A 24,707-nucleotide genomic window follows, 5' to 3' on the forward strand; every position below is an offset into this window, starting at 1 on the left:
CGACATCAACAAGGGCTTCGAGCTGATGCACTCGGGCGAGAGCATCAGAAGCGTCGTGATCTACTGACCACGCGCCACCAAGACCATGCAACGCCGCACAGACCCCTGTGCGGCGTTTTGCATTGCGGGCCATGCATCAGTGATTACATTCGCCCTCAAACCCGATGAAGGATCAAAAGATGAGCGACAACACCTATACCCCGCCCGACATCTGGACATGGGAGGCGCCCTCTGGTGGGCAATTCGCCTCGATCAACCGCCCCATTTCGGGCGCGACCCATGACAAGGAACTGCCCGTGGGCAAGCATCCCTTTCAGCTTTATTCGCTGGCCACACCCAACGGTGTCAAGGTCACGGTGATGTTCGAGGAATTGCTCGCAGCGGGCCATGACGCCGAATATGACGCTTGGCGCATCGACATCAGTGAGGGCGACCAATTCGGATCAGGCTTTGTCGCGATCAATCCCAATTCCAAGATCCCGGCGCTGATGGACCACACCGGCGACACGCCCCTGCGCGTGTTCGAGAGCGCGTCGATCCTGATGCATCTGGCCGAGAAATTCGGGGCCTTCCTGCCGGCCCAAGGCCCCGCGCGCACCGAAACGCTCAACTGGCTTTTCTGGCAGATGGGCAGCGCGCCCTATCTGGGGGGCGGCTTTGGCCATTTCTACGCCTATGCGCCCGAGAAATGGCAATATCCCATCGACCGTTTCGCGATGGAGGTGAAGCGGCAGCTCGACGTGCTCGACCGGCAACTGGCCACGCGGCCCTATATCGCGGGGCCAGAATATACGATTGCCGATATGGCAATCTGGCCGTGGTATGGGCAGCTTTGCCTTGGGCGGCTCTATAATGCGGCGACGTTTCTGGATGTGACAAGCTATACGCATGTCATGGAATGGGCCAAGCGGATCGATGCCCGCCCGGCAGTGCAGCGCGGGCGCATGGTCAACCGCAGCTTTGGCGCGCCAGAGACGCAATTGCATGAGCGCCATGATGCGTCAGATTTCGAAACCCGGACGCAGGATAAGATCGGCGGCTGAGCGGAACTGCGGCCCCGAACAGGGGCCGCAGGGGGTGGGGGGGAGGGCCGCCGCGTCAGAGCAGGCCCACCCCGCGCCCCTACCGCCCGTGGCTGCCGTCATAGCCGTTGCGCGCGGGGCTACGCCAACCCGAGAGTGCACCTTGCGCAGGTGCAAATACCTCGACCAGCATCGGATAACAGGCCGCCGTGTCGCTGGTATGCTCGGACGAGCAATCGCCACCCGGGCAAGCACTGAGCGCGCCCAGCAGATCAATCTCGGCGAAAAATTCCAGATGATCGCCGGGACGTACCGGGCTCGCCTTCATGAAATACTGGCCTGTGTCACGGGTAAAGCCGGTGCACATGAAGACATTGAGCACGTCATGCACATGGCGCTCTGCCTCGACCAGCGGCAGGCCCAATTCATCGGCCAAAGCGCGTGTCAGGTTGGAATGGCAGCAATGGTGATACTGCACCCCCGACAAAAGATTGCCGGTATAGGGATCGCAACGCGTGCCGATCACGTCATGCACCGAGCCGCCGAAAGCGTCTATACCATACCAACCCAGCGTATCCGCGACGATCGTCGCCATGGGCCGAAGATGTGGAAATGACGACCAGAGCCGTTCGCCGCGCGTGACATGCGTGCCATGCAGCGCCCGCGTCTTGCCAGAATAGAACCGCTCTGACAGATCATTGGCATTCCACAGGTTAAGATCGCCCACCTGCGGACCCTCAACGCTGGTAATCCGGAAAAATTGCCCGGCCCCCACGCGAAAACAGGCGGCTTCGCGTGGCGGCACCAGCACCTCGGCCACCTTTTGCGCACCCTCGCGCGCCGATGCATATAGCGCCATATCCGGCACGGGCAGCGTATCATTGGGATAGCAGATCACAGGGGCTATCGCGCGGCGGGCTTTGGCATCGGCGGGGGCTTGGGTCATCTCAGTCCTCTTTGGCGTCTCGGGGATTTACCGCACAATCCAAAGGCGGTTTGCCCGTCGATGTAAAGACCTGCGCGCCACAGGCCATGCAGAGATAACAGGACTGCCCGTCATGATCCTGTCGCCGGTCTGCCCGCCAGCGGCAATGCCGTGTGCGCCGGTCGGACAGGATCAGCACAAGCACAAAGGCTATGATAACCCCGATAACAACGATCATGCGCCTATCCTTTCGCCATCGCCTCGATCATCGCGCCAAAGCGGCTGTAGCTGGCGGATTGGTCCTCGGGGGTGGAGCCCGATGCCGGATGGCCATCGGGCGCTTGGGCATAGTCGAAATTCACGCCTGTACCCTCGATGATCCGGTTCATCATGTTGAATAGCGCGCAGACCTGCACCGCCTCATAAAGCGCCGCCTCGGACCAGCCTGCATCATAAACCGCCTGCGCGTCGCGCTCGACCAGCTTGCTCGGCAAGGTGTTGAGCTTGGCCGCATAGGCCAGCACCGGGCGCAGCTTGTCAGACACGGGGGCGGTCTCGAGATCCGCAATCAGCGCGTCGATGAGCGCACCGTCGATGCCGAACACCTCGGCATAGGCACGGTGAGCCCCCGCGCAGAAGGTGCAGGCATTGAGCGCCGAAACATAGGTGGCAATCAACTCGCGCTCCCCAACGCTCAGTTCCCCTTCGCTGCGCAAGAGCCCGTCCGTATAGTCCATGAGCGGGCGCACATTATGAGGAAAGCGCGCGTAGAGGTCCATCAGATGCGCGGGATCGGGCAGGCTGGGCAAAAACGGCATGGGTGCCTCCTTTTTTCATCAGAGCATCCCGCAGCGTGACCCAAAAGAAAACCCCCCGCCCGGTCAGGCAGGGGGGCACATTTTCGTGAGCCGTCGGTCAGGCGTCATAATAGGCGTACATCTGATCCAGCGCGTTCAGTCCGGGTGCTTTGGACAGGTTGGCAGGGGCCTCTGGGGAGTAATAGACCGCCACCCACTCTGGCAGCGCAGGGGCTGGTTTCGGGTTGGGTTTCTCATGTTTCTCGATAGGATAAGCCATAGCTTTTTCTCCAATTTCTATGGCGCTAACATAGTATTCTGCACCGCAGCATAAACCCATAGCCTTGCATCCTCGCCATGCAAGAAACGCAAGGCACGCGGATCACCCGATCACCAGATCGCCCGCCAGCCCCAGAGTAAAGCCGAAAACCGCACCAAGCGGCGGCAGCCAACTGCGCCGGTCATGCGACGCAGGTGCGATATCCTGAAAGATCAGATAGAGGATACCGCCCGCCGCAAACATCATAATGACCCCCAGCACATCGGGCATTTCAGAGAGAAAGTTGAATCCGATGGCCGCACAAACCGGCCCGAGCAGCGCAAGCCCGGCAAAGAGCATCACGATCCGCTGTCCCCGCACCGCGCCATCGCGCACAATGTCGCGAAACGCGGCAAAGCCCTCGGGCAGGTTCTGCAGAAAAATCAGCCCGGCCAGCAGAACCGCACGCTCGGCCTGAGCGGTCAGCATCGCACCGATGGCCATAGCCTCGGGCAGAAAATCGAGCAGCATCGCCATAAGCTGCGCGCCACGTCCGCCACGGGTTTCGAGAAACCGGTCGATGGCGAAAAAAACCACGCCCCCGGCCGCGAAAGCCGCGAGCGCTATGGGAGCCGAGAGATCATCGCGCGCATAGGGCACCAGCACCAGCGCAATCGCCGCCAGAAGGGCGCCGCCGCCAAAGGCCACGATACCATGAGTGACAGGACGCGGAAGCTTTCTACAGGTGGACGAGAGCGCGAGCGCAGCGCCAATTGGCATGGCCGCGCCCGCGACGAGGGCCAATAGAAGCGCGGACCATAACCCCTCGTTTCCCATGCCCTCGCCTTGTTAAACGTGCCGCTCGACCATCATTTTCTTGATTTCTGCAATCGCCTTGGCAGGGTTGAGGCCCTTGGGACAGGTCTTGGTGCAGTTCATGATCGTGTGGCAGCGATAGAGCTTGAACGGGTCTTCCAGGTTATCCAAACGCTCGCCCGTCGCCTCATCGCGGCTGTCGATGATCCAGCGATAGGCATGCAGAAGTGCGGCCGGTCCAAGGTATTTGTCGCCGTTCCACCAATAGGACGGGCACGACGTCGAGCATGACGCGCACATCACGCATTCATAGAGCCCGTCGAGTTTCTCGCGGTCCTCGATGGATTGGCGCCATTCCTTGGCCGGGCGGTTGGTCTTGGTCTCGAGCCACGGCATGATGCTGGCGTGCTGCGCGTAGAAATGCGTGAGGTCGGGGATCAGGTCCTTGACCACCGGCATATGCGGCAGCGGATAGATTTTCACGTCGCCCTTGATCTCGTCCATGCCATAGATACAGGCCAGCGTGTTGATCCCGTCGATATTCATCGCGCAAGAGCCGCAAATCCCCTCGCGGCAAGACCGGCGAAAGGTGAGCGTCGGATCAATCTCATTCTTGATCTTGATCAGCGCGTCCAGAACCATCGGGCCGCAGGTATCCATATCCACGAAATAGGTGTCCACCTGCGGATTTTTGCCGTCATCCGGGTTCCAGCGGTAAATCTGGAACTTGCGGACATTCTTGGCGCCTTCGGGCTTGGGCCATGTCTTGCCCGTGGTCATGCGCGAATTCTTGGGGAGTGTGAGTTGAACCATCTTGCTACTCCTTGTCAGCCGCCCAGCAGGGTCAGGCTATTTTGGGCAATACATTGCACCGCCTCGGGGCGCTGTGCGATTGTGATCACTTGTTGTGTGGTCTCGGGCGTGACACCGGTGACACTCGCGCCGGCGATCTGGATGATCTCTCCGGCAGAGGCGGCATCAATCACGCAATCGGTGATCGGGGCGGCGTTAAGACCCGGAAAGCGTTGCGCGACGACCGTGTTGACCACGCTCTTGGCCCGCTCGCGTGCGAGCGTGTCGGCGACCTGATTGGTCGCCTCGCACGCGCCCAGCGCTAGAAACGTGACACAGGCCAGCGCAATCCGCATCAGAACGTCCGCTCTTTCGGGGCGATTGTCTTGACACTGATCCCGCCCTGATCCTCGGTTGTCAGCGGATCGGTGATGATCGGCCGATAGCTGAGGTCCACCCCGTTGCCCTCGACCCGCGCGATGGTATGGACGCGCCAGTTCTGGTCATCCCGCGTGCTGAAATCCTCATGCGCATGCGCGCCACGGCTTTCCTTGCGCGCCTCGGCGCCAAAGATAGTCGCGAGGGCACAAGGCATCAGGTTGGTCAGCTCCAGCGTTTCCATCAGGTCGCTGTTCCACACAAGGCTGCGGTCCGTAACCTTGAGATCGCCCATCTTGGCGGCGACGGCCTTCATCTTCTCGACGCCTTCGGCCAGCGATTTCGAGGTGCGGAACACGGCGGCATCCGCCTGCATGGTGCGCTGCATCTCAAGCCGCAACTCGGCGGTGGGCACAGCACCCGTTGCATGGCGCAACCCGTCGAACCGTGCCAGCGCCTTGTCCACTTCGGCCTTGTTGGTGCCCGGAACGGCCGCATCGCGATCCACCACCTTGCCTGCGCGAATGGCGGCAGCGCGGCCAAAGACCACAAGGTCGATGAGCGAGTTGGAGCCAAGCCGGTTGGCCCCATGCACAGAGGCACAGCCCGCCTCTCCCACGGCCATCAGGCCCGGAACGACGGCATGCGGATTGTCCTTGGTGGGATTGACCACCTCGCCCCAATAATTCGTCGGCACCCCGCCCATGTTGTAATGCACGGTGGGCAGAACCGGGATCGGTTCCTTGGTCACGTCCACGCCTGCAAAAATGCGCGCGCTCTCGGAAATGCCGGGCAGGCGCAGGTGCAGCGCCTCGGGCGGCAGGTGGCTGAGGTTGAGGTGGATGTGATCGCCATCCGCCCCCACACCGCGGCCTTCGCGAATTTCCATCGTCATGCAGCGGCTGACATAGTCGCGCGGTGCGAGATCTTTGTAGTTGGGCGCATAGCGCTCCATAAAGCGTTCGCCCTCGGAATTGGTGAGATATCCGCCCTCGCCGCGCGCGCCCTCGGTGATGAGGCAACCGGCACCGAATATGCCCGTGGGGTGAAACTGCACGAATTCCATGTCTTGCAGCGGCAGACCGGCTCGCGCCACCATCCCGCCGCCGTCGCCGGTGCAGGTATGGGCAGAGGTGGCACTGAAATAGGCCCGGCCATAGCCGCCCGTGGCCAGCACAACGGTCTTGGCGTTGAAAACATGAATCGTGCCATCATCGAGCTTCCAGCAAACGACACCGGTGCAGGCACCATCGGTCATCACCAGATCAATCGCGAAATACTCGATATAGAACTCCGCCTTCTGCTTGAGGCTCTGACCATAGAGCGTGTGCAGAATGGCATGACCGGTGCGGTCGGCGGCGGCACAGGTGCGCTGCACCGGCGGGCCTTCGCCAAACTCGGTGGTGTGCCCACCAAACGGGCGTTGATAGATCTTGCCCTCTTCGGTGCGCGAGAACGGCACGCCGTAATGTTCCAGCTCATAGACCGCCTTGGGGGCCTCACGCGCCAAGTATTCCATCGCGTCGGTATCGCCCAGCCAATCCGACCCCTTGACCGTGTCATACATATGCCACTGCCAACTGTCTGGGCCCATGTTGCCAAGCGATGCGGCAATACCGCCCTGCGCCGCGACCGTATGGGATCGGGTCGGGAAAACCTTGGTCACACAGGCCGTGCGCAGCCCCTGTTCGGCCATGCCCAGCGTCGCGCGCAGGCCAGCACCGCCCGCACCCACAACCACGACGTCATAGTCATGCGTCTCGTATTCATAAGCAGCCATTTATTCAGTTCCTCACAGCGCGATCTTGGCGAGGGCAAAGAGCCCGGTGGCGATCAGCCCGTAACTTAGGACGGTGACAGCAATAATCAGGGCCCGGCGGGTGCTGCCGTGACTATAATCCTCGATCATCGTTTGCGCGCCGCTGGCGAAATGCCGCAGCCCGAAAAAGATCACAAGTCCGGTCAGAATGGCCATGGCAGGATGAGAGAATGCCGACAACACCTCGGCGCGGTCGCCGCCCAAGACCCGGCCAAAGGCCACCAAAAACAGCGGTATGATCAGCGCAAGGCCAACACCCGACAGCTTCATATACCAAAAATGCTCGGTGCCGGTGCCAGCGGCGCCCTTACCTTCGGCGCGTTTGCGTGCGGTCAGATAACGCATGATCCTCTCCTCAAACCAGCAAGAGCGTGATGACGGTCAACACGACAGAGCCGATGATGCAGGCCCAACCGAGTTTTTCGGCCGTAGGGATGTCCATCCCCTTGCCCGCATCGAAATAGAAGTGCCGCAGGCCCGCCAGATAATGATACCACACCGCCCAGAGCGACAGCGTCATCACCAGATCGCCAAACCATGAGGTCAGCACCGCGTCTGCCACCGCGAAATACCCATCCGATGTAGAGGCCGCCAGCAGCCACCAGACGATGAGCATCGCCGCCACGATCAGCGCGTTGCCAGTGATCCGCGTGAGAATGGAGGTGATTGAGGTCAGTTGCGGGCGGTAAATTTGCAGATGCGGCGAAAGCGGGCGTTCAACCTGTTTGGTTTCAGCCATGGAGCAACTCCTTTGCAGATGGCGAGCGGCGCAAGGGCCGTCTTTTGCTGCCCCTTTTGATATACTTTTTCTCGGCTCTGTCACCTGCCCTGCGCGACAAAACCCGTGATTTGGGGCAAATGGCCGCAAAAATCTTGGGTTTGTGATCACGAAAATAATCGTGTGATCACAAAGTTGACTCGGGGGAATCAATGTTTCCGTTATGAATTGCCTGAGTCTCTGATGCAATCCTCGCGAAACGCAACAGAAGGCTGGTCAAGGCTCATCTCTTTGTGATCACAAAAACAAATCACGCAAGAAAAAACCCGGGGCGTTTCCGACCCGGGTTCTACCTGTCACCTGCCAGCCGCTCAGTGCAGCTTGGCGTCCACATCGGCAATCGCGGCATCGATCAGCGCGTTACCTTGGGCAGCGGTCATTTGCTTGGCGATCACGTCGCGCGCGGCGGCAACAGCCACAACGACGGCTTGATCCCGCACATCGCGGATGGCCCGCGCCTCGGCGCTGGCAATCTGCTCCTCGGCGGCCTGCATCCGACGCGCAATCGAGGCCTTGATCTCGTCCTTGGCGTCTTCGGCGGCGGCGTTGGCCTCTTCCTTGGCGTGCGCCACGATCCGGTCAGCCTGCGCCTGCACATCCTTCTGCTTGCGCTCATAGCTCGCCAGCAGGGTCTGTGCCTCTTCACGCAGCGCGCGCGCCTCGTCGAGTTCGGCTTTGATGCCAGCGGCCCGCTCATCGAGCTTTTTGCCCAGAAGGCTTGGCACCTTCACATAGATCAGAAAGCCGACAAAGATCAGGAACGAAACCAGCACCACGAAATTCGTGTTGGCGAGCGAAAAGAACGGCCCACTTGCCGCAAGCGCAGGGCTGGCGATAAGTGCGGCAACCATGGTCAAGAGCATCTTTTGCATGGCGATTATCCTTTCATCCGAGCGGTTACGGCCGCGCCGACCGTTTTCCCATCGGCCTTACCACCCATGGCGGCAACGATCTCGGCAGCAGCATCCAGGGCCACTTCCTTGACGCTGTCCATGGCATTGGCCCGGATTTCGGCAATCTTCTTTTCGCCCTCGGCGGCGCGTGCCGCAATCTCGGCATCCGCCTTGGCCGTGGCGGCATCGAGCTCTGTCTTGATCTCGGCCTTGGCCTGCGCAATGATCGTCTGCGCTTCAGTCCGCGCATCAGCCAGCGCCTTGAGATAGGCTTGTTCAGCCTGCTCAGCCTTGACCTTCAGATCCTCCGCCGCAGCGAGGTCGTTGGTAATGGCCCCCTGACGCTCTGCCATCACCGCCGCAATCCGCGGCAGCGCAATGCGCGACAGGACAAAATAAATCACGACCAGCGTGACAAGCAGCCAGAAAATCTGATTGCCAAAGGTCGAGAAATCCAGTTGGGGCAGACCCGGCGTACTTGCCGCGTCAGCGTGCTCCGCAACTGCATGCGTTTCGCTTGCCATGTCTTCCTCCTAGGGGAAAGTTCCGTGTCACCGGGGGGCGGCGATCCGCCACCCCCCAGCCGTAAGGATTCAGCTACGCGAAAGTCTTAGACAGCGAACATCAGCAGAAGAGCAACGAGGAACGAGAAGATCCCCAGCGCTTCGGCAAATGCGATACCAATGAACAGCGTCGCGGTCTGACCAGCAGCGGCAGACGGATTGCGCAGAGCGCCCGCGAGGAAGTTGCCGGCCACGTGACCCACACCCAGAGCAGCGCCGCCCATGCCTGTGCATGCGAGACCTGCGCCGATGTAAGCACCCATTTGAACGATATCGCCTTCCATGTGATTTCTCCTTACGTTGGAATTGGCATTGATCGGTTGGTCGTGCAGCGGGCGAACCCGCCGTCGTTTCGCAGCAGGATCAGACCTGCCGATTTATTCGTAGGGCGGGTGAAACCCACCGTTTCCCTTAGTGGCTCGGATGCAGCGCATCCTTGAGGTAGACACAGGTCAGGATGGTAAAGACATAGGCTTGGATAAAGGCCACCAGCACCTCAAGCGCATAGATGGTCGAGATCGCAAGGATCGACAGCGGCGTCACCACGATACCGATCCCGGTCGAAATCAGGATCATCGGCGCGAAGGCCGCGAACACTTTGACCACGGCGTGACCGGCCATCATGTTACCTGCAAGACGAATGGAATGGCTGACGGGACGCACGAAGTAGGAAATCACCTCGATCAGCGCCAGCACCGGGCGCAGCGCCAAGGGCGCAGAGCTGACCCAGAACAGGCCCAGAAACCCAAACCCATGCTTGACGAAACCCACGATGGTCACAGTCAGGAACACCATCACCGCCATCACCGCCGTTACCGCGATATGGCTCGTGGTGGTGAAGGCCATCGGCAAAAGGCCGAGGAAGTTGGCGAACAGAATGAAGAGAAACAGCGTCATGATATAGGGAAAGAACACCAGCGCGTCCTTGCCCGCCACATCCTCGACCATCTTGCGGATGAAATCATAGAGGAGTTCGGCAACCGACTGCATCCGGGTCGGGATCGTCGCCCGTCCAGAGGTGCCCATGACCAAAAGCGCAATAATCGCCAGAACCGTCAGCGCCATCCACAGCGTGACATTGGTCAGCGTGAACACCCCCACCGCGCCCTCGCCAAAGAGCGGCTTGACCATGAACTGATCCATCGGGTGGAAAACCAGACCGGGTTCCCCGGCACCGTGCGCTTCAGTCGCCATTCTTTGCCCTCTCATCCCCGCCTTGCGCGGGCTTGTCTATGCCCTGCTGGATCTCGGCGGCGCTGCGCATCATCGTCTTGACGCCTGCGGCCACCCCCAGCAACGTAAATATGACAAGGAAAATCGGCATCGTCCCCAAGAGGATGTCCAGCCCGTATCCCATGCCAAAACCGATCAAGAGACCGGCAACCAGCTCGATCACCATCCGCCACGCCATTTGCGCTTGCGAATAATGCTCTTCCTGATGGGGCCGTGGCGCGTCCTTGGCCTTGAGCTTGGCGATCTTTGCCTCCAGCTCTGCCAGACGCTCGCTCTGCTCGGGATCGGTCACGCATGCCACCTCAGGATGTTGCGCACTTGCTAGGCCCAAGGAGCGCATGAGTCAAGCATCGGGGTGACACCCGAGGTTCACGTTCAAACCCTTGTTATAATGAGAATTTTCCCAAAGTCACACCAATGCGGGCATTCTGCCGCAACCGCCCCGCGCGCGTCAGAGGGCGGTTTGCCATATTCAACCAAACGGTTGAGTTTCAGCGCACGACAAAAACCGACACCTTGGCATGTTGCGCGATATAGCCGCCATGCGAAGCAAAGATATGCTCCAGAAATCCGGGAACATGGCTGGCCACGACCACCAGATCGGCACCGGTCCGCTCTATGGCGCGCATCAGGGCGGATGTGGTCTCGACCTCGGGATCATGGCTGATGATCGGCTCGGCTGAAACCGTGACGGCGTATTTGTCGCGCAGATCTTCGGCAAAGCGTTTCACCGTTTCCGAGAACTCACCCGAATTATGCCCCAGCTCATTTGGCAGCTCACCGCCGACGCTGACGATCTTGATCTGCGCCCCGTGCCGTTTGGCGAGATCTCCGGCAACATCCAATGCCTTGGCCAATGCGTCCTTGTGGAGCAGATCGACCGGAACCATGATTGTCGAGAACATGTTCTATCCCTTCGTGTTTCCTTTTCGCGTTTGACCAGCCTAACGGCCCCGATGCCCCCCGTCATTGTCACAGATCAAAGCTGGTTTCAGCCTTTTTGGCATGCATCTGTCGTTGACGCGGCGCGTCGGCTTGGGCTTATGGGGGGCATGGACAGCGCACCCGCCCTCGACATGGTCTTTGCCGCCCTCGCCGATCCCACCCGGCGCGCGATTTTGTCGATGCTGCTTGAGGATGACATGGCGGTCACGGATGTGGCCGAGCCGTTCGAGATGAGCCTTGCCGCGATTTCCAAACATCTGGGCATCCTCAGCCGGGCCGGGCTGATCACTCAGGACCGCCGGGGCCGGGTGACTTGGTGCAAACTGGAACCGGACGCCCTGCGCAATGCCTCGATCTGGATGCAGAGCTTTGGCCAGTTCGAAGCGGTCAATCTCGACGCCTTTGAGCGGTTTCTGCAGGCCGAATTGTCCGATGATACCTAACGCGCACCGTTTGCCAGAGCCGAGGATCGACTGCGTACCGGGGGCCATCCTCATGCCGCTGCACGCCGAGACCGGCGCGGCCTGTGGCGCGCTGTCGGCGGATGGCGTGCCCTTGCCCGCCTCACGCACGCTCCTGTCTGCCGGACGCTTTACGCGCGACCCCGCGCCGCCCTCGGGTCCACTGGCGCATTTGCCGGGGCGCTGGCTCTTTGCCGGAGTGGGACGGCACCATTTCGGGCATTTCCTGCTCGAGGCAACGCCGCGCCTCTGGGCGTTGGATCATATCACCGAGCCTGTGGACGGTATCGTCCTACTGCCAATGGCAGGCCGCGACATCGCCGCCGTCTTACGCCGCCGCCTCGGACCGCTGATGGATAAGCTGGGTCAGAACCGGCCCGTGCATCTGATCGAGACGCCAACCCAAGTGGAAAACCTGATCCTGCCCACGCAGGGATTTGGCCATATACACTGGGCCCACGGCACCCCCGAGGCGCGCGCTTATATGCGCCGACACCTGTGCAACGGGCCACCAGCCGAGGGGCCGGAAAAACTCTATATATCACGCCGCCGCCTCAAGGACCCGGCGCAACAGGTACCGCATGAGCGGCTGCTTGAACGATGGACCGCCCGCGCGGGCTATGCCGTCGTCCACCCCGAGCGGCTGAGCATCCCGGAACAGATTGACCTGTACCGCACAGCCCGAGTCATCGTCGGTCCCGACGGGTCGGCCTTTCATCTCGCGGCTCTCGTGATGTCCCCCGGCACTCGGGTCGCCCTGATTCAGCGCCGCCCCCGCCAAGCCACGTTTGACGCCATCGCGCGGCAGATCACCGGCTTTTCCGATGTGGATCTGACCACCTCGGCTGTTCTTGCCAATTTTGCGCCAACTCCGGACGACGGCCCACGCCCGCCCGAAATGCTCCGATTGCGGGACGAGCTTCAGGCAGCCGGTTTTCTCTGAGGCGCGCTTTCATCCTTTAACAAAAGCACCAGCGCCACAATGGTCAATCCCACCCCCATCAGGACCACAAGCGGCGGGAAGGCATGCCCCAGCGCGGCCTGCCAGAGCGTGACCCAGGTGGGTGTGAGATAGGTATAGGCCATCACTTTGGCGCTGGGCAGGTTGAGGCTGGCATATTGCAGCAGAACGAATGTCATCGCAGTGGCAAAGATCGCCGTATAGACAATCGTGATCCAGACGATCACCGGCAGGTTCGCCCAATCGGTCGTGCGGATTTCGCCCCAGCCCGCCGCCGTGATCAACAGCGCCGCCCCCAGCATGGTGCCAAAGGAGAACACCACGGGCCGCTCGCCGCGATTGAGACGCCGCACCAGTGGCGTATAGATTGCGTGCGCCGCACAGCCAAAGAAATAGATTGCCTCGCCCCGCCCCACCTCAAACGTCACCAGCGCCGAGAGATCGGCGCGAAAGATCACCCAGAGCGCGCCCATCGCCCCCACCCCCAGCGCCAGCGCCATGCGCGGCGTGGTGATCTGGCGCAAGAGCAGATAGCCGGCAATCCCCGCCATAATCGGCGTGAGGGTAAATACCGCCGCCGCCGAGACCGGCGCCGCCGTCTTGAGCCCCTCGAACATCATCACGAAATAAAGGCCCATCGCCCCGCCAAGGAGCAGGTAGCGCCAAGGTGCCGCCCATGTGCCACGCGGGATGCCGCGGCCCAGCATCGCCCCAGTGCCCAAGATCGTGGCGGCCAGCACAAACCGTGGCGCGTTGAGCGCAGCAGGCGTCACATGCTGCGCCGCCATTGAGCCCAGCGCGAAGGATCCCGCCACCAACCCCGAGAAACACAGCATCGCCAGATGCCCCTTGAAGGCAGGTGTCATTCCGCTTGCCACCTCGCCGCGTGCGCTTTGAGATGGCTCAGGAACGCCTGCACCTTGGTGGTGCGGTGCAAGTCCATATGCGTAACCAGCCAGAGCGGTGCAGCCCATTCCGGTCTGGGGGGCACCACCTGAATGAGGCCCGGCATCTCGGACGCCTGCCACACCGAGGTAAAGCCGATCCCGGCCCCGGCAAGAATCGCGTTGCGCTGCGCATGCACATCGCCTGAGCGAAACACGATGGCCTCGCCGGGCACATTCTCTTGCAGCCAGCGCAGGAACGGCGCGCGCGTCTTGGGGTCGTCCGCCCCGATGAAACGGTGCTTGGCCAGATCCTCCGTGCCGTTAGGCAACCCGTAGCGCGCCACATATCCTTCACTGGCATAGAGCGTGAACTGCTGCTGAAAGAACGGCTGCACCACATTGTCGGGCTGATCCGGCACAGAGCCCGCCCGGATCGCCACATGCGCCTCGCCATATTCCAGCCGGAACAGGCGGTCGCCGGTCAGATAGCGCACCACCAGACCGGGATATTCCTGCTGAAACGCCGCCAGCACTGGTACCAAAAGATGACTGAGCCCACCGACGGAGGTCACGACCAGCTCACCCGAGACATCATTTCCCTGTCCCTTGATGCGCCCGGCCAGTTGGTTGAACTGATCGTCTGTCGCCTGCGCCACCCGCAGCAGGTCATCGCCCGCCTCGGTCGGCGTGTAGCCCCGCGCGTGCCGCTGGAACAGCTTGACGCCAAGCCGTTCCTCCAGCGCGTCGATATGGCGGATGACAGTGGCGTGATGCACGCCCAGCACTTCTGCCGCCCCGCTCACCGTGCCGATCCGCGCCACGTTATAAGCGGTCCGCACCTCGTCCCAATTGTTCATCACCCCAATCACCCCGTCCACAAGTCCCGTCGCGCCACAAGTATGCGGCGGCGTCAGGGCGGTTGCAATCACCCGCGATGCGCGTAGCCTGTCGTTATGCTCCAGACAGCGGCCAACCGATGAAAATCACACACACCAGCCCGGATCTTCTGATCATCGAAGAGATGCCGTGGTTCATCGCGATCATGCTGAGCCTGTTCACGCTGTTCTTTGCCGGGGTGGGTCTCTTGGTGATGCCGCAGACCCTCGTTGGCGGGCTGGTCTTTTTGCTGGTCGGCGGCGGCCTGGGGCTGGCGGGTGTCGGCATTTTTGTCGAACGGCTGCAAGTCATCCTCGATGCGCGCGCAGGCACCGCCACCCTGCGCAGCCGCACCATCCTGCGCCACCGCGAAACAACCATCCCCCTCGTGGATGTGATCCGCGCCACCGGCGAGACCACGCTGTCGGGCTCTGGCACTGACGGGGATGGCACGCGCGTTCAACGCAAGCTACATCGCCCGTCGCTGGTGCTGCGCGACGGGGCGGGCGGCACCGCGCTCTTGCATCCGATCACCGAGATCTACGACAGCAGCCGCTCGTCCGCCGAGGTGGTGCGCGCCATCAATGACTGGCTCGATCAGCGCCGCGCCGCAGACCCCACGCTTGACTCCGCACCGCCACGGCGCTAAATGCCCCCAATCCCGGAGGCCCCTGCTTCCGGTCCCGGTCCCGTACCGGGATCGCCCCCCGTCAGCGCGTTGCGCCCACGGGGGCGTTTATCGTTTGAACCGTTGCCCTATATTGGGGTGGCATGGCAGCAACCGGCAAAGGAGCCTGAGCGATGTTTGAAAATCTGTCCGAACGCCTCTCCGGGGTCTTTGACCGGCTCACCAAACAGGGCGCGCTGTCCGAAGACGATGTGAAAACCGCCCTGCGCGAGGTGCGCGTCGCCCTGCTTGAGGCCGACGTCTCGTTGCCGGTCGCCCGCGATTTCATCAAGACCGTCGAGACCCGCGCCACCGGGCAGGCGGTGACCAAATCCGTGACCCCCGGCCAGCAGGTCGTCAAGATCGTGCATGACGCCTTGGTCGAGACCCTGCGCGGCGCAGGCGACCCCGGCGCGCTCAAAATCGACAACCCGCCTGCGCCCATCCTGATGGTTGGTCTACAAGGTTCGGGCAAAACCACCACCACAGCCAAACTCGCCAAGCGCCTCAAGGATCGCGAGGGCAAGCGTGTGCTCATGGCCTCGCTCGACACCAACCGCCCGGCGGCGATGGAACAGTTGGCCATTCTGGGCAAACAGATCGGCGTTGACACCCTGCCGATCGTCAAGGGCGAAGATCCGGTGCAGATCGCCAAACGCGCCAAGACCCAAGCGGCGCTTGGCGGCTATGACGTCTATATGCTGGACACCGCAGGTCGCCTGCACATCGACGCAGAACTCATCGCACAGGCCGCCGCCGTGCGCGACGTGGCCCAACCCCGCGAAACCCTGCTGGTGGTCGATGGCCTGACCGGTCAGGACGCGGTCAACGTCGCCACCGAGTTTGACGACAAGATCGGCGTCACCGGCGTTGTCCTCACGCGGATGGATGGCGACGGGCGCGGCGGTGCCGCCCTCTCGATGCGCGCCGTCACCGGCAAACCCATTCGCTTTGTCGGCCTTGGCGAAAAGATGGACGCGATCGAGACCTTCGAGCCGGATCGCATCGCAGGCCGCATCCTTGGCATGGGCGATATCGTCGCCCTCGTGGAAAAGGCCCAGGAAACCATCGAGGCCGCCGAGGCCGAAAAGATGATGCGCCGCATGGTCAAAGGTCAGTTCAACATGAACGACCTCAAAGGCCAGCTTGAGCAGATGCAGAAAATGGGTGGCATGGAAGGGCTGATGGGCATGATGCCCGGCATGGGCAAAATGGCCAAACAAGTGCAGGAGGCCGGATTCGACGACAAGGTGATCACCCGCCAGATCGCCATGATCCAGTCGATGACCAAGAAAGAGCGCGCCAATCCTGCCCTGCTTCAGGCCAGCCGCAAGAAACGTATCGCAGCCGGGTCCGGCATGGAGGTTTCAGACCTCAACAAACTGCTGAAAATGCACCGCCAGATGGCGGACATGATGAAGAAAATGGGCAAGATGGGCAAAGGCGGCATGCTGAAACAGGCCATGAAGGGCATGTTCGGCAAAGGTGGCATGCCCGATATGAACGACCCCAAGGCGATGGAAGAGGCAGCCAAGGCACTGGGTGGCAAACTCCCCGGCGGCTTGGGCGGCGGCCTGCCCGGTCTTGGCGGCGGCATGGGCCTGCCCCCCGGTCTTTCCGGCTTTGGCAAGAAGAAATAACTTCATGTTTTCATCGTTCCCCAAATACTCAAATCCAACCGCGCAACCGGCACCCCGCCGGGGGAGGGCACAGCCATGACCCTCACTCAGGCCCCGACACTGGAAACCCCGCGTCTGATCCTGCGCGGCCCGGAGCCGCGCGACATCGCCCCCACAATCGCCTTTCTGCTCGATCGTGAGCGGTCAGAGGGCTTTGGCTCTTCGCCCAACCGCAGCGAGGCGTGGCGCTGGTTCACGCTCAACGTGGGTCACTGGCATATTCATGGCTACGGCTATTTCGTGATCGAGATGAAAGACACCGGCGAGACCGCGGGGATTGCAGGCATCTGGAATCCCGAAGGCTGGCCCGAGCCGGAATTGGGCTGGGCGCTCTATGCGGGCTTTGAGGGGCGTGGCATCGCCTATGAGGCTGCAACACGCGCGCGCCGTTACGCCTATGAAGATCTGGGCTTTGACACGCTCACCTCCAACATCGTGCCGGGCAACACCCGCTCGATCGCGCTTGCCGAGCGTTTGGGCGCGCGATTCGAGCGCGAGTACGAGAATATCCACATGGGCCACGATCTGCTCTACCGCCACCCCGGCCCGGGCGCGGGCGAGGGCCGTGACGACGACGGCTCTGTCGAGGCCTACGCATGACCCATGTTCATTCTGTTCCCGTCGCCGGAGGCTCTCATGTCTGATGCAACCGCCCTTGCCGCCCAGCTTTTGAAAGAGCACCGCAAGAGCATTGACCGGCTCGACGCGATCCTCGTCTTTACCTTGGCCGAGCGGTTCAAACACACGCAGGCCGTGGGGAAACTCAAGGCTGCACACGACCTTCCCCCGTCCGATCCGGCGCGCGAAGCCGCCCAGATCGAACGGCTCGAAGAATTGGCAAGAACGGCCGATCTGGACCCGGAATTCGCCAAGAAGTTCCTGAACTTCATCATCGCCGAGGTGATCCGACATCACCAGCAACATCAATCGTAAGGCGGGATCAAACCCAGCCAACCCCACGCCATTAAAGGAGAATATCAAATGGCCATGAAAATTCGTCTCGCCCGTGGCGGCTCCAAAAAGCGCCCGTTCTACCGCATCGTCGCCGCCGATAGCCGCATGCCGCGCGATGGCCGCTTTATCGAAAAGCTGGGCACCTACAATCCGCTTCTGCCCAAGGACAGCGAAGACCGCGTGAAAATGGATGTCGAGCGCATTCAGCACTGGCTGGGGCAGGGCGCACAGCCGACCGACCGCGTCAGCCGCATGCTGGAGACCGCAGGCGTTGTCGCCAAGAAAGAGCGCGCCAACCTGAAAAAGGCCGTTCCGGGCAAGAAGGCACAGGAACGTGCCGCAGAGAAAGCCGCCAAGGCAGAAGCAGCGGCAGAAGCCGCCAATGCTCCGGCCGAAGAGGCAGCAACCGAGGAATAAGACAGGTAAGGCGCTGGAATGTCACAATTTTCCAAGGACTTCCAGACCGCCCTGCGCGATCTCATGCGGTGGCGGCGCGACGTGCGCCGCTTCCGCCGGGACGCGGTGGACGAGGCTATGTTGCAAGACTGCCTCGACACCTTCCTGCTCTCGCCCTCTGTGGGCCTGAGCGAACCGTGGCGCGTGATCCGGGTGCAATCCCCCGAGGCCCGCGCCGCGGCACTGGCCAATTTCACCGCAGAGAATGACCGGGCTCTCAAGGGCTATCATGGTGAAAAATCGCGCATTTACAGCGACCTAAAGCTGTCGGGCATGCAAGAGGCGCCGGTTCAGCTGGCGATCTTTTGCGATGAGGCCACCGACAAAGGTGCCGGCCTTGGCGCCGCCACCATGCCCGAGATGCGGCGCTATTCCGTAGTGGGCGCGATCACCCATTTCTGGCTTGCGGCCCGCGCGCAGGGGCTTGGGGTCGGATGGGTCTCGATCCTTGACCCGGTGCAGCTCAGTCGAGATCTCGACGTGCCCGCCGATTGGGCGCTGGTCGCCTATCTCTGTGTCGGTTGGCCCGAAACAACCAGCGACACGCCCGAACTGGAACTTGCCGGCTGGGAAACCCGCCGGCCGACCCTGCCAACCGAGGTACGCTGAGCATGACCCGGGACCCGTTGCCAAAGCACGGATTTCAGCGGATCATACCCGTATCTGGCAAACCGGAGACCACCCCATGAGCGAGAGCGAGCGCATTTGTGTCGGGGCTATCGGCGGCGCATTCGGCGTGCACGGCGAGGTGCGGCTCAAGAGCTTTACCGCTATGCCCGAAGACATCGCCACCTATAAGCCATTGATGTCAGAGGATGGCAGCCGTCAATTCGACATCACCCTGACGGGTCAAACCACCAACGGATTTACCGCCCATCTGTCGGGTATTACCAGCAAAGAGGCCGCCGACGCCCTGCGCGGCACCCGCCTCTACGCCGAGCGCGCACAATTACCCAATCTGCCGGATGATGAATATTACCACGCAGATCTGATCGGTCTGGAGGTATTCGACACCGGCGGCACCCTGTTGGGACGGGTCAAAGCGGTGCTCAACCACGGCGCCTCGGATCTCTTAGAAATCCACGGTCCCGGTCTCAAATCCACGATCCTGTTGCCGTTCACGCTGGAGGCTGTGCCAACCGTCGATCTGACCTCTGGCCGGATCATCGCGGACCCACCCGAGGGCCTGCTATGAGCCCGCAACACCCATGAGCGACACCCCCCGCTCGCATGGGCGCAAATCCATCCGCGCCACCATGACCCCGCGAGAGCTGATCACACCCACCCCGGAATTGGCCGGGGTCTGGACCGCGCGGGTGATCACCCTGTTGCCACAGGCGTTTCCCGGCATCCTTGGCGAGAGCCTGACCGGGCGCGCCTTGCAAAACGGCTTGTGGTCGCTCGATGCAATCGACCTGCGCGCCTATGGCGAGGGCAAGCACCGCAATGTCGATGACACTCCCGCCGGAGGCGGCGCAGGCATGGTGATCCGCGCCGATGTGATGGGTCGCGCGATTGACGAGGCGATGGCAGGCACCCCACCCGGCTGGCCGCTGATTTATCTCAGCCCGCGTGGCCGTCGGTTTGATCAGGCCATGGCGCAGGACCTGTCACAACGCCCCGGTGTCACACTGATTTGTGGCCGGTTCGAAGGGCTGGATGAGCGGGTAATCGAACATTATGGCATCACCGAGGTCTCTTTGGGCGACTTCGTGATGACCGGCGGTGAAATCGCGGCGCAGGCCATGGTCGATGCCACCGTGCGCCTCTTGCCTGGGGTTCTGGGCAATGCCGAGAGCACGCAAGAAGAAAGCCACTCAAACGGCCTGCTGGAACACCCGCAATACACCCGCCCCGCCGAATGGATGGGCCGCCCGATCCCCGAGGTGCTGACCTCGGGCGATCACGCCAAGGTGGCGGAATGGCGGCGCGAGATGTCCGAACGCCTGACCGCCGCGCGCCGCCCGGATATGTGGGAAAAACACCGCAAAGCCGCTCCTGACAAGGCTTGATCCGCCCCGCGCTTGCGCCTATACACCGCCTTGCTTGGAATCGCTTTGCGGCTCTGGGCCTGTTTGTTTTTGGCTATATGGCCCGCCAGACTTTCTTCGGTCGCCTGTGGCAGCCCCGGCAAACAGATCACACACAAGGACGACCTGATCTCTGGCGGGCGCATCTGCGGACCCGGAAGAAGACCAAGAGCTCTGAGGACGCGAGACATCTTTGCGGAAAAACCGCAAGCAAATCAGGAGAGAAGCGATGGATATTATCGCTCAGATTGAGGCGGAACAGATCGCCTCGCTCGGGAAGACCATTCCCGATTTCAAAGCCGGTGACACGATCCGTGTCGGCTATAAAGTGACCGAAGGCACCCGCAGCCGCGTTCAGAACTTTGAAGGCGTGTGCATCAGCCGCAAGAACGGCAAAGGTATTGCCGGGTCGTTCACTGTCCGCAAGATTTCCTTTGGCGAAGGTGTGGAACGTATGTTCCCGCTCTATTCGACCAATATCGACAACATCGAGGTTGTGCGCCGTGGTCGTGTGCGTCGCGCCAAGCTGTATTACCTGCGCTCGCGTCGTGGCAAATCGGCACGCATCGCCGAGGTCACCAATTACAAGGCCCTGTCGGGCGCATCCGCGTAAGGAGTGGTACGATGAAAAAAGAAATTCACCCGGATTACCACGTCATCGACGTCAAGATGACCGACGGCACCATTGTCCAGATGCGTTCGACCTATGGCAAAGAGGGCGACACCCTGTCGCTCGACATCGACCCCTCGGTGCACCCCGCCTGGACCGGCGGCAGCTCGCGTCTGATGGATGCCGGTGGCCGTGTGTCCAAGTTCAAGAACAAATACGCCGGTCTGGGCTTCTAAAGCCTGCTTCCGGACGGATACGACAAACGCCGCCCCCCCCCCGGGGCGGCGTTTTGCTTGGGACACAGGCGCAGCTTTACTTTTTGGTAAGAATTGGGATGTAAACAGGGCATCCGAAAATCGGTTTTCAGTGTCCTCACCGAAAACGTGACCCTGCGGAGTTGGCGCTCCGCAGGGTCTTTCTTTTTGGGGCTTAAATCCCCATCAAGGGCCGAATAATCCCCACGAGAAGCGTCCCCGCTGCGAGTAGCGTCATCCATTTCCGAAATTCGGTTTCTCTCAGTTTCCTCACCGCCTTGCGCTGCAATGGGTTGCAGCAAATCTACGCCACCGCGCTGGCGTGAAGGAAAGGTTAAAATTGTCAGCAAATGCGAGGAAATAATTCGCCTCATGGCCCCAACCCTTGCACCTGTGCCGCAACCAGATAAAACGGGCAGACGTGGGATAAAAGGGACAGCGAATGTCGACAGCACTGATCATACTGGCGGCCGGTCAGGGGACACGGATGAACTCCGAGTTGCCGAAAGTGCTGCATGCAATCGCTGGGGCTCCGATGCTCGGGCATGCGATGCAGGCCGGTGCGACGCTGGACCCGGATCATGTCATCGTTGTTGCAGGCCATGGTGCCGAAGCCGTGCGCAAGGCCGCCCTCGACTTTGACGAGGCGGCACAGATCGTGCTTCAGACCGAACAGTTGGGCACTGCCCATGCGGTGGCACAGGCAGCGCCCTTACTTACAAAATATTCCGGCGATGCCTTGGTACTCTACGGCGACACGCCCTTTATTCAGCCCGAAACGCTGGCGCGGATGCAGGCCGCACGGGCCAGTCACGACATTGTCGTACTGGGGTTTGAGGCCGCCGATCCGGGCCGCTACGGGCGTTTGGTGACTGACGGCGAAACCCTGTTGCGGATCGTGGAATTCAAGGATGCGACCGAGGACGAGCGCGCCATCACACTGTGCAACAGCGGCGTCATCATGGCCCCCTGCGCGCTGCTCTTCGAACTCATAGCGCAGGTTGGCAATGCCAATGCGGCGGGCGAATATTATCTCACAGACATCGTCGGGCTGGCGCGGGCGCAGGGGCTGTCGGCCACCGCCGTTACCTGCCATGAGGCCGAGACGATGGGAATCAATTCCCGCGCCGAACTGGCGCAGGCCGAGGCCGCATTTCAGGCGCGCAAACGCGCCGAGGCGCTTGAGACCGGCGTCACCCTCACCGCGCCCGAGACCGTGCATTTCGCCTATGACACATGGCTTGGCCGCGATTGCATGGTCGAGCCCTATGTGGTCTTTGGCCCCGGAGTGACCATCGAAACCGGCGCACATATCCGCGCCTTCTCGCATCTGGAGGGCTGTCATGTGGCGCGCGGCGCGGTGGTTGGCCCCTATGCCCGGCTGCGCCCCGGCACCGAACTGTCCGAACACGCCCGCATCGGCAATTTTGTCGAGGTCAAGAATGCGCTGATCGGCGAGGGGGCCAAGGTCAATCACCTCAGCTATATCGGGGATGCCAGCATCGGTGACGAGAGCAATATCGGCGCAGGCACCATCACCTGCAATTACGATGGCGTCAGCAAACATACGACCGTGATCGGCGCGCGGGTCTTTGTCGGCTCAAACACCATGCTGGTGGCCCCTGTCACGCTTGGCGACGGGGCTATGACCGGGTCTGGATCGGTGATCACCCGCAATGTGGCCCCTGACGCGCTTGCGATTGCGCGCGCGCCGCAGGTGGACAAACCCGGAAGGGCGCGCAAGCTTTTTGATCTTTTAAAAGCCAAGGCATTGAAACGCGACAAAGGGGCAGACTGATGTGTGGGATCGTTGGGGTTCTTGGAAATCACGAGGCAGCGCCGCTCTTGGTGGAGGCGCTCAAGCGACTGGAATATCGCGGCTATGACAGCGCCGGGATCGCCACGGTAAACGACGGTCGCCTGGACCGCCGCCGCGCGGTGGGCAAGCTGGTCAACCTCGCCGATCTGCTGGTACATCAACCGCTGGCGGGCAAGGCCGGAATCGGCCACACCCGCTGGGCCACGCATGGCGCACCGACTGAGGCCAATGCCCATCCGCACCGTTCTGGCCCGGTGGCGGTCGTGCACAACGGCATCATTGAAAACTTCCGCGCCCTGCGCACCGAACTGGCCGCCGCTGGAATCGCCCACGAGACCGAGACCGACACCGAGACCGTAGCGCTTTTGGCGCATTACCACATGACCCGCGGCATGGGGCCTGTCGAGGCCGCCCAAGCCACCATCGCCCGGCTCGAAGGCGCTTATGCGCTCTGCTTCCTGTTTGACGGCGAGCCGGATCTTTTGGTTGCCGCGCGCAAGGGCAGCCCGCTCGCCGTGGGCCATGGCGAGGGCGAGATGTTTGTGGGCTCAGATGCCATTGCGCTGGCGCCGATGACCGACCGCATCACCTATCTGGAAGAGGGCGATATCGCCGTGGTGACGCGCCACAGCCTCAGCATTACCGACGCGCAGGGTCATCTGGCCAACCGTGCCGTCAAGACCATCGAGGTCGAGACCGCCCGCGTTGACAAGGCCGGGCACCGGCATTTCATGGCCAAGGAAATCGCCGAGCAACCCTCGGTGATCGGCGCAGGACTGGGCCATTACCTCAGCAGCGATGGCACCCGCATTACTCTGCCCGAGGGGCTTCCGGATTTCGCCCATGTCGAGCGGCTGACCCTCGTGGCCTGCGGCACGGCCTATTACGCCTGCCTCACCGCCAAATACTGGCTCGAGCAATTGGCGCACCTGCCGGTCGAGGTCGATATCGCCTCAGAGTTCCGCTATCGCGAGCCCCCGGTCAGCCCCGGCACCGTGGCGCTCTTTGTCAGCCAGTCGGGCGAAACCGCCGATACGCTGGCGGCGCTGCGCTACATGCAGGGGCGCGCGGCGCATATCCTGTCGGTGGTCAATGTCCCCGAAAGCTCGATCGCACGCGAGAGCGATCTGGCGCTGCCGATCCATGCCGGGGCCGAGATCGGCGTGGCCTCGACCAAGGCCTTTACCTGCCAACTTACCGTGCTCTTGTTGCTGGCGCTCAAGGCGGCGCGAGACCGCGGCCAAATCGAACCCGACCGGTTGACCGATCTCTTGTCCGGGCTGCGCGCCCTGCCCGCCACGCTCAACATTGCGATGGGCTGCAACACACAGATCCAGAGCATCGCACGCCAACTCGCAACAGCGCCCAGCGCGCTCTTTCTGGGGCGTGGCCGCATGTATCCGCTGGCGCTCGAAGGCGCGCTGAAGCTCAAGGAAATCAGCTATATCCATGCCGAGGCCTATGCCTCGGGCGAGCTCAAGCACGGCCCAATCGCGCTGATCGACGAAACCATGCCGGTGATCGTCATGGCCCCCTGTGACACGCTCTTCGACAAAACCGTATCCAACATGCAAGAGGTCATGGCCCGTGGTGGCCGCATTTTGCTTGTCTCGGACGCGCGCGGTGTCGCCGAGGCCGGCGATGGCGTCTGGCAAACCATCGCCATGCCCGAAACCGACCCCATCCTGACCCCAATCCTCTACGCCCTGCCTGCACAGCTCCTCGCCTACCACACCGCAATTGCCAAAGGCACCGACGTGGACCAACCCAGAAACCTCGCCAAATCCGTGACAGTGGAATAGGGCAGACCGCTCCGCCACCGTCACGCATGCT

The 24,707-nt window shown here is 61.8% G+C and carries 33 protein-coding genes; 15 read left to right on the forward strand and 18 right to left on the reverse strand.

Annotated features, from left to right (window positions below; translation table 11 throughout):
• Positions 1-179 precede the first annotated feature (179 nt).
• Positions 180-1,043 carry a glutathione-dependent disulfide-bond oxidoreductase gene (gene yghU / locus ACN0SW_RS17675; protein WP_417729251.1) on the forward strand — a complete coding sequence of 288 codons (864 nt, stop codon included), beginning with the start codon at positions 180-182 and terminating at the stop codon, positions 1,041-1,043.
• A gap of 79 nt (positions 1,044-1,122) precedes the next feature.
• On the opposite strand, the gene ACN0SW_RS17680 is transcribed toward yghU, so the two are convergent.
• From ACN0SW_RS17680 to ACN0SW_RS17755, 16 genes are all read right to left on the reverse strand, one after another.
• Positions 1,123-1,968 (reverse strand): urea carboxylase-associated family protein, encoded by an 846-nt coding sequence (locus ACN0SW_RS17680; protein ID WP_417729252.1) that lies wholly within the window; start codon positions 1,966-1,968, stop codon positions 1,123-1,125.
• 1 nt (position 1,969) lies between these two features.
• On the reverse strand, positions 1,970-2,185 hold the full coding sequence (locus ACN0SW_RS17685) for a hypothetical protein (RefSeq protein WP_417729253.1): 216 nt from the start codon (positions 2,183-2,185) through the stop codon (positions 1,970-1,972).
• 4 nt (positions 2,186-2,189) lie between these two features.
• Positions 2,190-2,765 carry a carboxymuconolactone decarboxylase family protein gene (locus tag ACN0SW_RS17690; RefSeq protein ID WP_417729254.1) on the reverse strand — a complete coding sequence of 192 codons (576 nt, stop codon included), beginning with the start codon at positions 2,763-2,765 and terminating at the stop codon, positions 2,190-2,192.
• A 97-nt stretch (positions 2,766-2,862) separates the two neighbouring features.
• The gene (locus ACN0SW_RS17695) at positions 2,863-3,024 is read right to left on the reverse strand and encodes a hypothetical protein (protein WP_417729255.1); all 162 of its coding nucleotides are present in this window, start codon (positions 3,022-3,024) and stop codon (positions 2,863-2,865) included.
• Between the two features lie 102 nt (positions 3,025-3,126).
• The gene (locus ACN0SW_RS17700; RefSeq protein ID WP_417729256.1) at positions 3,127-3,840 is read right to left on the reverse strand and encodes a ZIP family metal transporter; all 714 of its coding nucleotides are present in this window, start codon (positions 3,838-3,840) and stop codon (positions 3,127-3,129) included.
• Between the two features lie 12 nt (positions 3,841-3,852).
• Positions 3,853-4,632, reverse strand: coding sequence for a succinate dehydrogenase iron-sulfur subunit (locus ACN0SW_RS17705; protein ID WP_417729257.1), 780 nt, complete (start codon positions 4,630-4,632; stop codon positions 3,853-3,855).
• Positions 4,633-4,646: 14 nt separating this feature from the next.
• A complete protein-coding gene (locus tag ACN0SW_RS17710; protein ID WP_417729258.1) occupies positions 4,647-4,967 on the reverse strand; it encodes a succinate dehydrogenase in 321 nt (106 codons plus the stop codon).
• The gene (sdhA, locus tag ACN0SW_RS17715; protein ID WP_417729259.1) at positions 4,967-6,769 is read right to left on the reverse strand and encodes a succinate dehydrogenase flavoprotein subunit; all 1,803 of its coding nucleotides are present in this window, start codon (positions 6,767-6,769) and stop codon (positions 4,967-4,969) included. Before sdhA ends, ACN0SW_RS17710 begins: the two co-directional genes overlap by 1 nt.
• A gap of 12 nt (positions 6,770-6,781) precedes the next feature.
• Complete coding sequence (gene sdhD / locus ACN0SW_RS17720; protein WP_417729260.1) at positions 6,782-7,153, reverse strand: succinate dehydrogenase, hydrophobic membrane anchor protein; 372 nt, start codon at positions 7,151-7,153, stop codon at positions 6,782-6,784.
• A 10-nt stretch (positions 7,154-7,163) separates the two neighbouring features.
• Positions 7,164-7,547 carry a succinate dehydrogenase, cytochrome b556 subunit gene (sdhC, locus tag ACN0SW_RS17725; RefSeq protein ID WP_417729261.1) on the reverse strand — a complete coding sequence of 128 codons (384 nt, stop codon included), beginning with the start codon at positions 7,545-7,547 and terminating at the stop codon, positions 7,164-7,166.
• A gap of 350 nt (positions 7,548-7,897) precedes the next feature.
• On the reverse strand, positions 7,898-8,458 hold the full coding sequence (locus tag ACN0SW_RS17730; RefSeq protein WP_417729262.1) for a F0F1 ATP synthase subunit B: 561 nt from the start codon (positions 8,456-8,458) through the stop codon (positions 7,898-7,900).
• A gap of 5 nt (positions 8,459-8,463) precedes the next feature.
• Positions 8,464-9,003: a F0F1 ATP synthase subunit B' gene (locus tag ACN0SW_RS17735; RefSeq protein WP_417729263.1), complete on the reverse strand. Its 540-nt coding sequence runs from the start codon at positions 9,001-9,003 to the stop codon at positions 8,464-8,466.
• A gap of 86 nt (positions 9,004-9,089) precedes the next feature.
• Entirely contained in the window at positions 9,090-9,326 is a 237-nt protein-coding gene (locus ACN0SW_RS17740; RefSeq protein ID WP_037248131.1) for a F0F1 ATP synthase subunit C, read from the reverse strand.
• Between the two features lie 127 nt (positions 9,327-9,453).
• Positions 9,454-10,236, reverse strand: a complete 783-nt coding sequence (locus tag ACN0SW_RS17745) for a F0F1 ATP synthase subunit A (RefSeq protein ID WP_417729264.1) — start codon at positions 10,234-10,236, stop codon at positions 9,454-9,456.
• On the reverse strand, positions 10,226-10,567 hold the full coding sequence (locus ACN0SW_RS17750) for an AtpZ/AtpI family protein (RefSeq protein ID WP_417729265.1): 342 nt from the start codon (positions 10,565-10,567) through the stop codon (positions 10,226-10,228). Before ACN0SW_RS17750 ends, ACN0SW_RS17745 begins: the two co-directional genes overlap by 11 nt.
• 199 nt (positions 10,568-10,766) lie before the next feature.
• Positions 10,767-11,180, reverse strand: coding sequence for a universal stress protein (locus ACN0SW_RS17755; protein ID WP_417729266.1), 414 nt, complete (start codon positions 11,178-11,180; stop codon positions 10,767-10,769).
• A gap of 147 nt (positions 11,181-11,327) precedes the next feature.
• Between ACN0SW_RS17755 and ACN0SW_RS17760 the strand changes: the two genes are divergently transcribed.
• On the forward strand, positions 11,328-11,663 hold the full coding sequence (locus ACN0SW_RS17760) for an ArsR/SmtB family transcription factor (RefSeq protein WP_417729267.1): 336 nt from the start codon (positions 11,328-11,330) through the stop codon (positions 11,661-11,663).
• Positions 11,653-12,624 carry a glycosyltransferase family 61 protein gene (locus tag ACN0SW_RS17765; RefSeq protein WP_417729268.1) on the forward strand — a complete coding sequence of 324 codons (972 nt, stop codon included), beginning with the start codon at positions 11,653-11,655 and terminating at the stop codon, positions 12,622-12,624. Before ACN0SW_RS17760 ends, ACN0SW_RS17765 begins: the two co-directional genes overlap by 11 nt.
• On the opposite strand, the gene ACN0SW_RS17770 is transcribed toward ACN0SW_RS17765, so the two are convergent.
• Together ACN0SW_RS17770 and ACN0SW_RS17775 are read right to left on the reverse strand one after the other, a co-directional pair.
• On the reverse strand, positions 12,603-13,508 hold the full coding sequence (locus ACN0SW_RS17770; RefSeq protein WP_417729269.1) for a DMT family transporter: 906 nt from the start codon (positions 13,506-13,508) through the stop codon (positions 12,603-12,605). The genes ACN0SW_RS17765 and ACN0SW_RS17770 overlap by 22 nt on opposite strands.
• Positions 13,505-14,386 (reverse strand): LysR family transcriptional regulator, encoded by an 882-nt coding sequence (locus tag ACN0SW_RS17775; protein ID WP_417729270.1) that lies wholly within the window; start codon positions 14,384-14,386, stop codon positions 13,505-13,507. The genes ACN0SW_RS17770 and ACN0SW_RS17775 overlap by 4 nt, the downstream gene beginning before the upstream one ends.
• A 119-nt stretch (positions 14,387-14,505) precedes the next feature.
• Between ACN0SW_RS17775 and ACN0SW_RS17780 the strand changes: the two genes are divergently transcribed.
• The 12 genes from ACN0SW_RS17780 (at position 14,506) to glmS (ending at position 24,676) form a co-directional block, all read left to right on the forward strand.
• Positions 14,506-15,054, forward strand: coding sequence for a hypothetical protein (locus ACN0SW_RS17780; protein WP_417729271.1), 549 nt, complete (start codon positions 14,506-14,508; stop codon positions 15,052-15,054).
• Between the two features lie 152 nt (positions 15,055-15,206).
• Entirely contained in the window at positions 15,207-16,712 is a 1,506-nt protein-coding gene (gene ffh, locus ACN0SW_RS17785) for a signal recognition particle protein (RefSeq protein ID WP_417729272.1), read from the forward strand.
• Positions 16,713-16,787: 75 nt separating this feature from the next.
• Positions 16,788-17,351 (forward strand): GNAT family N-acetyltransferase, encoded by a 564-nt coding sequence (locus ACN0SW_RS17790; RefSeq protein WP_417729273.1) that lies wholly within the window; start codon positions 16,788-16,790, stop codon positions 17,349-17,351.
• Positions 17,352-17,387: 36 nt separating this feature from the next.
• Positions 17,388-17,684 carry a chorismate mutase gene (locus tag ACN0SW_RS17795; protein ID WP_417729274.1) on the forward strand — a complete coding sequence of 99 codons (297 nt, stop codon included), beginning with the start codon at positions 17,388-17,390 and terminating at the stop codon, positions 17,682-17,684.
• Between the two features lie 48 nt (positions 17,685-17,732).
• Positions 17,733-18,122, forward strand: coding sequence for a 30S ribosomal protein S16 (rpsP, locus tag ACN0SW_RS17800; RefSeq protein ID WP_417729275.1), 390 nt, complete (start codon positions 17,733-17,735; stop codon positions 18,120-18,122).
• Between the two features lie 18 nt (positions 18,123-18,140).
• Positions 18,141-18,770: a 5,6-dimethylbenzimidazole synthase gene (gene bluB / locus ACN0SW_RS17805; protein WP_417729276.1), complete on the forward strand. Its 630-nt coding sequence runs from the start codon at positions 18,141-18,143 to the stop codon at positions 18,768-18,770.
• A 76-nt stretch (positions 18,771-18,846) separates the two neighbouring features.
• Positions 18,847-19,356 (forward strand): ribosome maturation factor RimM, encoded by a 510-nt coding sequence (gene rimM, locus ACN0SW_RS17810; RefSeq protein WP_417729277.1) that lies wholly within the window; start codon positions 18,847-18,849, stop codon positions 19,354-19,356.
• Positions 19,357-19,369: 13 nt separating this feature from the next.
• Positions 19,370-20,173 carry a tRNA (guanosine(37)-N1)-methyltransferase TrmD gene (gene trmD, locus ACN0SW_RS17815; protein ID WP_417729278.1) on the forward strand — a complete coding sequence of 268 codons (804 nt, stop codon included), beginning with the start codon at positions 19,370-19,372 and terminating at the stop codon, positions 20,171-20,173.
• Positions 20,174-20,420: 247 nt separating this feature from the next.
• Positions 20,421-20,804, forward strand: a complete 384-nt coding sequence (rplS, locus tag ACN0SW_RS17820; protein WP_417729279.1) for a 50S ribosomal protein L19 — start codon at positions 20,421-20,423, stop codon at positions 20,802-20,804.
• Positions 20,805-20,815: 11 nt separating this feature from the next.
• Complete coding sequence (gene rpmE / locus ACN0SW_RS17825; protein ID WP_417729280.1) at positions 20,816-21,037, forward strand: 50S ribosomal protein L31; 222 nt, start codon at positions 20,816-20,818, stop codon at positions 21,035-21,037.
• Between the two features lie 460 nt (positions 21,038-21,497).
• Entirely contained in the window at positions 21,498-22,853 is a 1,356-nt protein-coding gene (glmU, locus tag ACN0SW_RS17830; RefSeq protein WP_417729281.1) for a bifunctional UDP-N-acetylglucosamine diphosphorylase/glucosamine-1-phosphate N-acetyltransferase GlmU, read from the forward strand.
• A complete protein-coding gene (gene glmS, locus ACN0SW_RS17835; RefSeq protein ID WP_417729282.1) occupies positions 22,853-24,676 on the forward strand; it encodes a glutamine--fructose-6-phosphate transaminase (isomerizing) in 1,824 nt (607 codons plus the stop codon). The genes glmU and glmS overlap by 1 nt, the downstream gene beginning before the upstream one ends.
• Positions 24,677-24,707: the final 31 nt, after the last annotated feature.

The organism is Roseovarius sp. (assembly GCF_048262375.1).
GTDB lineage: Bacteria > Pseudomonadota > Alphaproteobacteria > Rhodobacterales > Rhodobacteraceae > Roseovarius.

Excerpts from the sequence above, each read along its gene's own strand:
- ACN0SW_RS17690 (WP_417729254.1), bottom strand. The coding sequence starts at position 2,765 with ATGCCGTTTTTGCCCAGCCTGCCCGATCCCGCGCATCTGATGGACCTC.
- ACN0SW_RS17795 (WP_417729274.1), top strand. The coding sequence starts at position 17,388 with ATGTCTGATGCAACCGCCCTTGCCGCCCAGCTTTTGAAAGAGCACCGC.
- glmU (WP_417729281.1), top strand. The coding sequence starts at position 21,498 with ATGTCGACAGCACTGATCATACTGGCGGCCGGTCAGGGGACACGGATG.
- ffh (WP_417729272.1), top strand. The coding sequence starts at position 15,207 with ATGTTTGAAAATCTGTCCGAACGCCTCTCCGGGGTCTTTGACCGGCTC.
- rplS (WP_417729279.1), top strand. The coding sequence starts at position 20,421 with ATGGATATTATCGCTCAGATTGAGGCGGAACAGATCGCCTCGCTCGGG.
- trmD (WP_417729278.1), top strand. The coding sequence starts at position 19,370 with ATGAGCGACACCCCCCGCTCGCATGGGCGCAAATCCATCCGCGCCACC.
- sdhA (WP_417729259.1), bottom strand. The coding sequence starts at position 6,769 with ATGGCTGCTTATGAATACGAGACGCATGACTATGACGTCGTGGTTGTG.
- ACN0SW_RS17760 (WP_417729267.1), top strand. The coding sequence starts at position 11,328 with ATGGACAGCGCACCCGCCCTCGACATGGTCTTTGCCGCCCTCGCCGAT.
- ACN0SW_RS17705 (WP_417729257.1), bottom strand. The coding sequence starts at position 4,632 with ATGGTTCAACTCACACTCCCCAAGAATTCGCGCATGACCACGGGCAAG.
- glmS (WP_417729282.1), top strand. The coding sequence starts at position 22,853 with ATGTGTGGGATCGTTGGGGTTCTTGGAAATCACGAGGCAGCGCCGCTC.
- ACN0SW_RS17765 (WP_417729268.1), top strand. The coding sequence starts at position 11,653 with ATGATACCTAACGCGCACCGTTTGCCAGAGCCGAGGATCGACTGCGTA.
- ACN0SW_RS17745 (WP_417729264.1), bottom strand. The coding sequence starts at position 10,236 with ATGGCGACTGAAGCGCACGGTGCCGGGGAACCCGGTCTGGTTTTCCAC.
- ACN0SW_RS17735 (WP_417729263.1), bottom strand. The coding sequence starts at position 9,003 with ATGGCAAGCGAAACGCATGCAGTTGCGGAGCACGCTGACGCGGCAAGT.
- ACN0SW_RS17790 (WP_417729273.1), top strand. The coding sequence starts at position 16,788 with ATGACCCTCACTCAGGCCCCGACACTGGAAACCCCGCGTCTGATCCTG.
- ACN0SW_RS17710 (WP_417729258.1), bottom strand. The coding sequence starts at position 4,967 with ATGCGGATTGCGCTGGCCTGTGTCACGTTTCTAGCGCTGGGCGCGTGC.
- ACN0SW_RS17770 (WP_417729269.1), bottom strand. The coding sequence starts at position 13,508 with ATGACACCTGCCTTCAAGGGGCATCTGGCGATGCTGTGTTTCTCGGGG.
- ACN0SW_RS17780 (WP_417729271.1), top strand. The coding sequence starts at position 14,506 with ATGAAAATCACACACACCAGCCCGGATCTTCTGATCATCGAAGAGATG.
- ACN0SW_RS17695 (WP_417729255.1), bottom strand. The coding sequence starts at position 3,024 with ATGGCTTATCCTATCGAGAAACATGAGAAACCCAACCCGAAACCAGCC.
- yghU (WP_417729251.1), top strand. The coding sequence starts at position 180 with ATGAGCGACAACACCTATACCCCGCCCGACATCTGGACATGGGAGGCG.
- sdhD (WP_417729260.1), bottom strand. The coding sequence starts at position 7,153 with ATGCGTTATCTGACCGCACGCAAACGCGCCGAAGGTAAGGGCGCCGCT.
- ACN0SW_RS17730 (WP_417729262.1), bottom strand. The coding sequence starts at position 8,458 with ATGCAAAAGATGCTCTTGACCATGGTTGCCGCACTTATCGCCAGCCCT.
- rpsP (WP_417729275.1), top strand. The coding sequence starts at position 17,733 with ATGGCCATGAAAATTCGTCTCGCCCGTGGCGGCTCCAAAAAGCGCCCG.
- ACN0SW_RS17740 (WP_037248131.1), bottom strand. The coding sequence starts at position 9,326 with ATGGAAGGCGATATCGTTCAAATGGGTGCTTACATCGGCGCAGGTCTC.
- ACN0SW_RS17685 (WP_417729253.1), bottom strand. The coding sequence starts at position 2,185 with ATGATCGTTGTTATCGGGGTTATCATAGCCTTTGTGCTTGTGCTGATC.
- ACN0SW_RS17755 (WP_417729266.1), bottom strand. The coding sequence starts at position 11,180 with ATGTTCTCGACAATCATGGTTCCGGTCGATCTGCTCCACAAGGACGCA.
- sdhC (WP_417729261.1), bottom strand. The coding sequence starts at position 7,547 with ATGGCTGAAACCAAACAGGTTGAACGCCCGCTTTCGCCGCATCTGCAA.
- ACN0SW_RS17775 (WP_417729270.1), bottom strand. The coding sequence starts at position 14,386 with ATGAACAATTGGGACGAGGTGCGGACCGCTTATAACGTGGCGCGGATC.
- bluB (WP_417729276.1), top strand. The coding sequence starts at position 18,141 with ATGTCACAATTTTCCAAGGACTTCCAGACCGCCCTGCGCGATCTCATG.
- ACN0SW_RS17680 (WP_417729252.1), bottom strand. The coding sequence starts at position 1,968 with ATGACCCAAGCCCCCGCCGATGCCAAAGCCCGCCGCGCGATAGCCCCT.
- rimM (WP_417729277.1), top strand. The coding sequence starts at position 18,847 with ATGAGCGAGAGCGAGCGCATTTGTGTCGGGGCTATCGGCGGCGCATTC.
- rpmE (WP_417729280.1), top strand. The coding sequence starts at position 20,816 with ATGAAAAAAGAAATTCACCCGGATTACCACGTCATCGACGTCAAGATG.
- ACN0SW_RS17700 (WP_417729256.1), bottom strand. The coding sequence starts at position 3,840 with ATGGGAAACGAGGGGTTATGGTCCGCGCTTCTATTGGCCCTCGTCGCG.